Origin of the sequence: Eubacterium sp. AF16-48 (assembly GCF_003479405.1) — a bacterium.
GTDB lineage: Bacteria > Bacillota > Clostridia > Lachnospirales > Lachnospiraceae > Eubacterium_G > Eubacterium_G segne.
The window spans coordinates 1-2,651 of the sequence record NZ_QUHB01000021.1 but is presented as its reverse complement, the minus strand read 5'-3'; the positions used below and the strand labels follow the sequence as shown (position 1 = coordinate 2,651).

At 34.4% G+C, this 2,651-nt stretch carries 3 protein-coding genes and 1 pseudogene; 2 read left to right on the top strand and 2 right to left on the bottom strand.

Annotation, left to right across the window (positions count from 1 at the left end; translation table 11 throughout):
• Positions 1 to 200, top strand: a 200-nt coding sequence (locus DWW68_RS13640) for a hypothetical protein (RefSeq protein WP_199669488.1), incomplete at its 5' end; no start/stop codon positions are given.
• Between the two features lie 3 nt (positions 201 to 203).
• On the opposite strand, the gene DWW68_RS13155 is transcribed toward DWW68_RS13640, so the two are convergent.
• The gene (locus DWW68_RS13155; RefSeq protein ID WP_243053073.1) at positions 204 to 839 is read right to left on the bottom strand and encodes an IS110 family transposase; all 636 of its coding nucleotides are present in this window, start codon (positions 837 to 839) and stop codon (positions 204 to 206) included.
• A 689-nt stretch (positions 840 to 1,528) separates the two neighbouring features.
• Here DWW68_RS13155 and DWW68_RS13150 point away from each other — a divergent pair.
• Complete coding sequence (locus DWW68_RS13150; RefSeq protein WP_118595026.1) at positions 1,529 to 1,957, top strand: hypothetical protein; 429 nt, start codon at positions 1,529 to 1,531, stop codon at positions 1,955 to 1,957.
• A gap of 332 nt (positions 1,958 to 2,289) precedes the next feature.
• On the opposite strand, the pseudogene DWW68_RS13800 reads toward DWW68_RS13150, so the two are convergent.
• Positions 2,290 to 2,651, bottom strand: a pseudogene (locus DWW68_RS13800) (transposase); the annotation flags it as partial.

The window sequence follows — 2,651 nt, the reverse complement described above, 5'->3', positions numbered from 1 at the left end:
AAGATTATATAAAAAAATATGAAAAAGCAGGCTATACAGCTGAACAGGAAGGATCGGATATAAGTATTGATAAAAGCAATTCACAGGATGATAAATTACATGTAGGTATAGGTGGTATGGAAGAATGGTGTCATTGGTTTAGGATTTATATACTATATACAGATAATGAGGATATTATCAAAATTGAAAACTTTAAATAAATTTCAATTTTGAAATGCGACAAAAAAGTGAAATCCTATAAGGGATACAGCAGATAAGAAACCGGCACCTTTAAATGTTTCGATTAAATGGATTTGTCTGACAAAGTCAGTATCTTCATTGGCATCAATAAGATCATGTAATGATTCAAGTATACCTTTTATTTCTTCATCATATTTACGGATGAAACTAATATATAGGCGAATACGCTTGATGTTGCTGTCAATGATACAGCCAAATTCATTAGCATCGTTTGCAGCCTGGATAATGGCATTATACTTATTTTCAGCATATGTAAGTCCAAAGCGGGCTGTAGATTTAATAAGATCAATAATCTCTTGCTTGTCAGCATTTATAAATGCTTCTGGAGATGTATATGTCTCAAGTAAAGTTAGAGATGTGTTGATGGTAACTTTTGAAAAAATGCGAAGATACTGCGGAAATGCCATACGCAGTTCGCCTTGCAGCTTATTCACATAAGCACTGCGATTATCCGTTAAGTCATAGTATTCACGACAAAGATTTCTGCAGTTTAAAGCAAGGTCAGATGGCATAAGAGAAACCTTTAAATCAGGTTTCAAACCGACTAAAGCAGCCTTCTTAGAATCAAAACGGTCATTATGTACTTTTCGTATGTTCATATTTGGGCTATTCATTAGTGATGATAGGATTTATAACCGAGCAGTTAAAACCCTTATCACGAAGATAGCAGAAGAGTGGATAATGATAAATTCCCGTAGATTCCAGGAAAATGCGACTTTCCAAAGAATACAACTCTTCTGATTCTTTTATTTTAGAAACATCGGTTGTAAGGGAACTCATACAGTTATGTAGGATTTTATAAGGCTTTCCTACTAACTGGTGGTTTGAAGTGTAATAGACATCCAGGAGAAGTCAGCACCGACATCAATACCAACAGAGATGAATAATTCATCAAGATTAAAAATAACATTGTTTGACATGAGCAATAGCTCCTTCTTGATAGGAATCCATTTCCAATCTGGCAGGTACACAACCTAGCGCGTTATTCGGGTATGGCCTTCGGGCTCCCAACCAGCTAAAACATAAAACCCTGTCGAATGGACTAATTGACTTTTTTGCAGGTATCTGCTGATATTCAGCATCCCAAGGAGGAGTACATTCTTTGTCCTATCCTACGAGATAATACCTTATGTTTTAACTGGTGTCTATCAGGAACCGTCAGACATGATAATTATTTAAGATAACATCTGATGAAGGAAGAACACCTTCTTTTGTTATCTGAATTATAGAAACTTATTAACCAAGTAGTCTTAATTGACTACATCATTATTATACTAGGAGGTTAGAAATGAAAACGTGGATTAAACCAATTTTGGTTATTTTTGCAATAGTTGTGTTGTTCATAGGAATTAACTCGATATGTATATATAAGTATTTAAGTGAGTATGGTTATGGCATAAAGGAATTGCCACAAACAGTTGCCGTATGGCTGAGATTAAGTGACGGTTTTACCGTTGAAGTAAATGATGATGAAGATAATAATCATTTTACGTTGTTTATTGGTCATAGTGACATACAAGATTATATAAAAAAATATGAAAAAGCAGGCTATACAGCTGAACAGGAAGGATCATCTATAATTGTTGATGAAAACAATTCACAGGATGATAAATTATATATAAGTATAGGTGGTATGGATGAATGGTGCCACTGGTTTAGAGTATATAGTCTATTTACAGATGGAGATAGTACTGTAAAAATTGAAGATGTAAAATAATTTTAAAATGCGACAAAAAAGTGAAATCCTATAAAAGCTGCCATATGTTCCCCTGAGTTAGGATGGATGTATCCACCTTTTAGGCTGATATTAAAATCAGAGAAGGGAAAGTAACAGACACGGTTTATAACAAGTATTGGAAAACGATAAAGAAAGCTATTATTGCCGGAAAGATAGAAGATGATGAAATGTACTGAGTGATGAATTCCGATTATCATATGAGAAATTTAGAAATGTGTTATGGATTCCATTATTTAAAGGTTGGGGATACACAGATGTTTAAGTTTGTCATCTGATAAAGCTGTTATGTTAATGAACAAAAACATAACAGCTTAAAAAATTATCGAGGTGGTTAACATAATTGGTCTGCTTGATGCCAGAGGATAGGCGCTGTAACCGTCAGCAATGAATCTGAAGGTTTTGGGAAGTTTTTTAAAATATTTAAGAGCCTGAGAGGTTTTGCGAAGTGATAAACCAAGATTAATGTGAAAGGTCAGGCACAGAGACATAATATGGGAGTTGTGTTTTGTAAATTTAAGAGAAGATGCATTTTTCGGAAGAGAGGAAATGTCCATCTTAAAGAAACCCACAGTGAACTCACGGTAGATGTAGTGGAGTTTATATTTATTTTTCCCGAAGTATTCTTTCAGATGCTCCGGGTCAACGTTATCAAGGTTGTGGAGATAGTAAGGGC

Bases quoted from the DNA above. Each gene is read 5' to 3' on its own strand.
- DWW68_RS13155 (WP_243053073.1), bottom strand. From the start codon at position 839: ATGAACATACGAAAAGTACATAATGACCGTTTTGATTCTAAGAAGGCT.
- DWW68_RS13150 (WP_118595026.1), top strand. From the start codon at position 1,529: ATGAAAACGTGGATTAAACCAATTTTGGTTATTTTTGCAATAGTTGTG.